General features: G+C 72.9%; 6 protein-coding genes and 2 pseudogenes. 3 read left to right on the top strand and 5 right to left on the bottom strand.

Annotation, left to right across the window (positions count from 1 at the left end):
- The first annotated feature begins 318 nt into the window (after positions 1–318).
- Complete coding sequence (locus JNW89_RS23585; RefSeq protein ID WP_238450536.1) at positions 319–564, top strand: hypothetical protein; 246 nt, start codon at positions 319–321, stop codon at positions 562–564.
- A gap of 76 nt (positions 565–640) precedes the next feature.
- Here JNW89_RS23585 and frr read toward each other — a convergent pair whose 3' ends face one another.
- The 5 genes and pseudogenes from frr to JNW89_RS23560 all read right to left on the bottom strand — a co-directional run bounded on the left by frr (position 641) and on the right by JNW89_RS23560 (position 5305).
- Entirely contained in the window at positions 641–1198 is a 558-nt protein-coding gene (frr, locus tag JNW89_RS23580; RefSeq protein ID WP_238450535.1) for a ribosome recycling factor, read from the bottom strand.
- 84 nt (positions 1199–1282) lie between these two features.
- A complete protein-coding gene (gene pyrH, locus JNW89_RS23575) occupies positions 1283–2050 on the bottom strand; it encodes a UMP kinase (protein ID WP_088963482.1) in 768 nt (255 codons plus the stop codon).
- Between the two features lie 162 nt (positions 2051–2212).
- Positions 2213–3040: a translation elongation factor Ts gene (gene tsf / locus JNW89_RS23570; protein ID WP_238450534.1), complete on the bottom strand. Its 828-nt coding sequence runs from the start codon at positions 3038–3040 to the stop codon at positions 2213–2215.
- Positions 3041–3175: 135 nt separating this feature from the next.
- Entirely contained in the window at positions 3176–4036 is an 861-nt protein-coding gene (gene rpsB / locus JNW89_RS23565) for a 30S ribosomal protein S2 (protein ID WP_154943482.1), read from the bottom strand.
- Positions 4037–4305: 269 nt separating this feature from the next.
- Positions 4306–5305: pseudogene (locus tag JNW89_RS23560) on the bottom strand (hypothetical protein).
- A 190-nt stretch (positions 5306–5495) separates the two neighbouring features.
- On the opposite strand from JNW89_RS23560, the gene JNW89_RS23555 reads away from it, so the two are divergent.
- Together JNW89_RS23555 and JNW89_RS23550 are read left to right on the top strand one after the other, a co-directional pair.
- Positions 5496–5855 (top strand): YraN family protein, encoded by a 360-nt coding sequence (locus JNW89_RS23555; protein WP_238450532.1) that lies wholly within the window; start codon positions 5496–5498, stop codon positions 5853–5855.
- Positions 5856–5877: 22 nt separating this feature from the next.
- Positions 5878–6501, top strand: a pseudogene (locus JNW89_RS23550) (magnesium chelatase domain-containing protein); the annotation flags it as partial.

Raw genomic sequence — 6501 nt, 5'->3', positions numbered from 1 at the left:
CCGGCGGGCCGTCGGCCGGGGCCGGGCCCGCGGCCCGGCGTACAGGTCGGCGCCGGACTGCCGGTTCCACGGGCCGGTGGGCTCGACGTCACGCTCCGGCCAGGGCAGCGCGGGCGGGCGTTCGGGTCGGTCCCAGCCGCGAGGCTCGGCGCCGCCGTAGGGGTCGGGGTGGGACATCACGCACCGAGCGAAAACGGTACGAGTTCCACCACATGCCGCAAGACCAAGGCCATCCCCTACACGCGTGACTGTTCCGTCCGGTTGACCGGCCCGACGGCCGGCCGATTCCCGCCGTTCACCGCGCGGTGGCCGGGAATCGTGCCGAGCCTACTGCACGGGGCGGCCGGGGGCGGCGGACGAGCCCAGCCGGCCACCGCCACCCGGGCGCAGGGACGGTACGACCAGGCACCGGGCGCTCGCCGGCGGCGCCGGCGACCCGCTTCTCCGGGCGCGGGTGGTGCGGTCCTGCACCCGGGGCGGGCCGTCGTGCGGTTCGAGCTGCACGACGCGTACCAGGGGACGACGCTGACCGAGACGACCCGCAGCGTGCGGATCCCGCGCTGAACGAGGCGAGGCCCGCTCCCCGGGTACGGGGGGCGGGCCTCGGTGGCGTCCGGGACGGGGCGTCCCGTCCGGGCGGCTACACCTCGAGCAGCTCGGTCTCCTTGTGCTTGACCAGATCGTCGACGCTGGCGACGTACCGCTGGGTCAAGTCGTCGAGCTCCTTCTCGGCGCGGCGGCCGTCGTCCTCGCCGACCTCGCCGTCCTTGACGAGCCGGTCCAGCTCTTCCTTGCCCTTGCGGCGGATGTTGCGGATGGCCACCTTGGCCTCCTCACCCTTGTGCCGGGCCACCTTGATCATCTCGCGGCGGCGCTCCTCGGTCATCTGGGGGAGCAGGATGCGCAGCTGGTTGCCCTCGTTGTTCGGGTTCACGCCGAGGTCGGAGTCGCGGATCGCCTTCTCCATGGCGTTGATCTGCGAGTTGTCGTACGGCTTGATGATCACCATGCGCGGCTCGGGGACCGCGATGGAGGCCATCTGGGGCAGCGGGGTGGGGGTGCCGTAGTAGTCGATGACGACCTTGGAGAACATGGCGGCGTTGGCGCGGCCGGTGCGGATGGCGCCGAACTCTTCCTTGGCGTGCTCGATGGCACGGTCCATCTTTTCCTCGGCCTCGAGGAGGGTGTCGTCGATCACCGGTCTCCTCGCCTCCTTCTGTTACTCGTGGTGGGCTCTGCTGCTGTCCGTCGGAGGACCGCCGAGGCGGTCGGCCGGGGGAGTTCAGGCGGTGATCAGGGTACCGATCTTGTCGCCGCCGACGGCGCGAATGATCGTGTCGTCGCCCTGGGCGCCGAAGACCAGCATCGGCAGGCCGTTCTCCATGCAGAGGCTGAACGCGGCGGCGTCGGCCACCCGCAGGTTGCGGCGCAGCACCTCGGAGAAGGTGATCGAGTCGAACTTGCTGGCGGAGGGGTCGATCCGGGGGTCGGCGGTGTAGACGCCGTCGACGCCGTTCTTGCTCATCAGCACCACGTCGGCGCGGATCTCCAGCGCGCGCTGGGCGGCGACGGTGTCGGTGGAGAAGTACGGCATGCCGGCGCCCGCGCCGAAGATGACCACGCGGCCCTTCTCCAGGTGCCGGATGGCGCGCAGCGGGATGTACGGCTCGGCGACCTGGGCCATCGTGATCGCGCTCTGCACGCGGGTCTCGATGCCCTCCTTCTCCAGGAAGTCCTGGAGGGCGAGGCAGTTCATCACGGTGCCGAGCATGCCCATGTAGTCGGCCCGGGCCCGGTCCATGCCGCGCTTCTGCAGCTCGGCGCCGCGGAAGAAGTTGCCGCCGCCGACCACCACGGAGACCTGCACGCCGCGGCGGACCACGGTGGCGATCTGCCGGGCGATGGCCTGGACGACGTCCGGGTCGACGCCGATGGCCCCGCCACCGAAGACCTCGCCGGAGAGCTTCAGCACCACCCGGCGGGCCCGCCCGGGCGGCGGCGCCGTCGGGTCGTCCGCTCCCAGGCTCCGGTCACTCACAACCTGCGTCATCCGCCCCGCCCTTCCCCGCGCGCACGTCCTGCGCGCCGCGTACCGCGCAACTGCCGTTGCCGACCCTATGTGACGAGGAGGCCGCGGTGCCTGTCACGTACACCGGCGGCCTCCTCGTCGACGTTCCCTGCCCTCGGGCGCGTCACACGCCCATCCGGCGGCTCAGGCCTGGCCGACCTCGAACCGCAGGAAGCGGGTCACCTCGATGCCGGCCTCGGCCAGCATCTGCTTCACGGTCTTCTTGTTGTCGGCCACCGACGCCTGCTCGACCAGGACGTAGTCCTTGAAGAAGGCGTTGACCCGACCCTCGACGATCTTCGGCAGCGCCGCCTCGGGCTTGTTCTCCTCGCGGGCGGTCTGCTCGGCGATACGCCGCTCGGACTCGACGACCTCGGCCGGAACCTCGTCCCGGGTGAGGTACTTCGGCCGCATGGCGGCGATCTGCATGGCGGCGGCGCGCGCGTCGGCGTCACCGGCCTCGTCGGTGATGCCGGCGTACTCCACCAGCACGCCGACGGCCGGCGGCAGGTCCTGGCTCTTGCGGTGCAGGTAGACCGCGACGTTGCCGTCCAGCTTGGCGAAGCGGTTGAGCACCAGCTTCTCGCCGATCTTGGCGGACTGCTCCTGGATCAGGTCGGCGACGGTCTTGCCGTTCAGCTCGGAGGCGAGCAGCTCCTCGGCGTTGCTGACGCCGCTGCGCTCGCCGTGCTCGACCAGCTGCTGGGCCAGGGCGACGAACGCCTCGGTCTTGGCGACGAAGTCGGTCTCGCAGTTGAGCTCCAGCAGAGCCTTGCCGGAGTGGGCGATCAGGCCGTTGGCAGCGGTACGGCCGGCCCGCTTGCCCACGTCCTTGGCGCCCTTGACACGCAGGATCTCGACGGCCTTGTCGAAGTCGCCCTCGGCCTCGGTCAGCGCCTTCTTGCAGTCCATCATGCCGGCGCCGGTGAGGTCGCGGAGCTTCTTGACGTCCGCGGCGGTGAAGTTGGACATGACTCTCTCTTCGATGTCGGAACTGCGGGTGGGATGGTCTGGGTGCCGGTTACCCGGATCCGGGCCGGATGTGCCCGGCGTACCCGCCGCTCCCCACCGTCGGTGAAAACGGACGGTGGGGAAGCGGCGGTGCGGTCACTCCGCGGCGGCGGTCGCCGGCTGCTCGGCCGGCTGCTCAGCCTGCTGCGCCGGCTGCTCGTCGGCCTTCTTCGGCTCCTCGAGCAGCTCGCGCTCCCACTCGGCCAGCGGCTCGTCGGCGCCGACCTGGCCGGGCTCCGGCTTCTCGTCGGTGCCCCGGCGGCGGCCGGAGCGGGCGATCAGACCGTCGGCGACGGCGGCGGCCACGACCCTGGTCAGCAGCTCGGCCGAGCGGATCGCGTCGTCGTTGCCCGGGATCGGGAAGTCGACCTCGTCCGGGTCGCAGTTGGTGTCGAGCACCGCGATCACCGGGATGCCCAGCTTGCGGGCCTCGTCGACGGCGATGTGCTCCTTCTTGGTGTCGACCACCCAGATCGCGGCCGGGAGCTTCTGCATGTCCCGCAGACCACCGAGGGTCTTGGTGAGCTTGGTCTTCTCGCGGAAGAGCTGCAGGGTCTCCTTCTTGGTGTAACCGGCGGCGGTGCCGGTCAGGTCACCCAGGGCCTCCAGCTCCTTCATCCGCTGAAGGCGCTTGTACACCGTCTGGAAGTTGGTCAGCATGCCGCCGAGCCAGCGGTGGTTGACGTACGGCTGGCCGACCCGGGTCGCCTGCTCGGCGATGGCCTCCTGGGCCTGCTTCTTGGTGCCGACGAAGAGGATGCTGCCACCCTCGGCGACGGTCCCGCGCACGAACTCGTAGGCCTTCTCGATGTAGTCGAGGGTCTGGCGCAGGTCGATGATGTAGATACCGTTGCGCTCGGTGAAGATGAAGCGCTTCATCTTCGGGTTCCAGCGCCGGGTCTGGTGCCCGAAGTGGACACCGCTTTCCAGCAGCTGACGCATGGTCACGACGGCCATGGTGGGTACTCCTATTGTCCCTGGTTGTCCCGTCCGGCCGGCGGCCGGACGCCTGGCGCCCGGTCGTCGGCCATGACGGACCCGACCAAGATCGGGACCAGGGAGGCCGCCGCCCCACGACGAACCGTGGAGAGGGCGCGCGAGGTCGACCGCGCGAGGCGGTCGCCAGTCGACCAGTGTACGCGCCTGTCGCGCCGCCGGGCTGGCGGGTGCGCGAACCCGCCGGTCCCGATGCTCCGGTCGCGAATTCGGACGCGGCGGCGCCCGGCTCAGCCGGCGGCGAGCGCGGCGGCGAGGAAGAGCACCAGCCCGATGGTCAGGTAGGCGGTCGGCGGGCGCAGCCAGCCCCGCGCCCCGTCGGCCATCGCCAGGCCGCCGGTGCGCAGCCCGTACAGGCCGGCGGCGAAGATCGGCAGCCCGGTGACCAGGAAGGTGCCGACGACGACGTGCGACGTCGAGACCGGGTCGCCGGTCAGGCCGTGCAGCAGCACCCGGAGCGCGGGAAGCTCGAAGACCAGCACCAGCAGACCGAGGATCACCGCCAGCGCCGGCCGGCGGGTCCGGTAGACGCCGTCGGAGGGCCCGCGCGACGGTACGCCGCCTCGGGGCCCACCGCGCCGTCCAGGCGGGGCATGACGGGGGGGCATCGGACCGGTCGGCATCTCCAGCGGGTGCGCCGGCTCGGCGGGGCGGGTCGGCTCGACGATCGGGTACCCGCCCAGCGGGGCGGACCGTACCGGGGCCGGCCGCTCCCCCGCCTCCACGCCCGCCGACCCGGGGCCGCCGAGTCGGTCCACACCGCTGCTCAGCGGCCCGGCACCGGTGGCGGAGAGCCGGTCGACGGAGGTCAGCGGACCCGCGCCGGTGGTGGTGAGGGGGTCGGCGCTCTCCCGGACCGCCCGCCGGCCGGGGCGGTCGCCCGGCAGCTCCCCGGAGACGTCCGGGTCGTCCGCCCGACGCGAGCGGGTCGGGCGGTATCCCTCGGACTCGCCCCGGGACTCACCGAGCGGGTCCGCCGTGCCGTAACGCCCGGTCTGGCCGTACCGTCCCGGGCCGTCCGGATCGGCGAACCGGCCCTCCTCCGCGGCGCGCTGCTCGGGAGTCGGGTACTCGTCGTCCCGGATGCGGGACTCGCCCGCGCCGCGCCAGTCCGGCTCGCCGTAGCCCCGCTCCTGCCCGGCGGGGTACCAGCGCGACTCCTGATCTTCGGGATAGCTCCGTCGTGCGTCCACGTCCGGCACCGTATGCGACCGACCCCACCGGCGCCATCCGTCCCTCTCGGCACCGGTCCGGGCGCTTCGACGGCGGAGCCCTCCCCCGCCCGCGGCGGCCGGCCGTGAGCGCGCTCCCCTAGCACGGGACACCCATGATCGTCCGCCCGTCCACAGGCCGGCTCGTCGTCCACAGGCACCCCGCCGCCGGCCCCGGCGCGGCCGCCGGCCGGACCACCCTGACCGGCATGACAAAGCGGAACCAGGCGGTCGGCGCGTACGGCGAGCGGTGCGCCGTCCGGCACCTGATCGGAGCCGGGCTGCGTCCGGTCGCCCGCAACTGGCGCTGCCCGGACGGGGAGATCGACATCATCGCCTGGGACGGCCGGGTGCTCGCCTTCTGCGAGGTGAAGACCAGACGCACCGACGACTACGGCACCCCGGCCGAGGCGGTCGTGCCGGCCAAGGCCCGCCGGTTGCGCGGGCTCGCCGCCCGCTGGCTGGCCGAGAGCGGAGTCGACGCCGACGAGGTGCGCTTCGACGTGCTGGCGGTCCGGCTGCCCGCCGCCGGCGCGGCCCGCGTCGAGCACCTCAAGGGGGCGTTCTGATGCGTACGCCGGGGGTGCTGGCGTGAGCTACGCCAAGGTGTTCAGCGTGGGGCTGGTCGGGGTCACCGGCCACCTGGTCGAGGTGGAGGCCGACCTGGCCGCCGGGCTGCCGGCGGTGGTCATCTCGGGGCTGCCCGACAGCGCCCTGCACGAGGCGCGCGACCGGGTACGGGCCGCCATCGTCAACTCGGGTCAGCGCTGGCCCAACCGGCGGATCACGCTCAACCTGCTGCCCGCGACGATGCCCAAGTACGGCTCCGCCTTCGACCTGGCCATCGCGGCGGCGGTGCTGGGCGGATCCGGGGAGCTGCCGCTGGTGCCGCTGGACGGCGTGGTGATCCTCGGCGAGCTGGGCCTGGACGGGACGGTCCGGCCGGTGCGCGGGGTGCTGCCGATGGTGGCGGCCGCGGCCCGCGCCGGGCGGGACCGGGTGATCGTGCCGGTGGAGAACGCCGCCGAGGCCGCGGTCATCCCCGGAATCCGGGTCCGGGCGGTCGACACGCTGCACCGGCTGGCCTGCTTCGTCCGCGACGGCAGCCCGTTGATCGAGCCGCCCGCCACGCCGGCGCGCCCCCCGGTCGACGGCCCCGGATCTGGCCGAGGTGGCGGGCCAGGCGCTGGGCCGCCGGGCGCTGGAGGTGGCCGC

The organism is Micromonospora sp. 4G55 (genome assembly GCF_016803375.1).
Note: the sequence above shows the minus strand (reverse complement) of the source record. Positions and strands in the feature narration are given on the sequence as shown.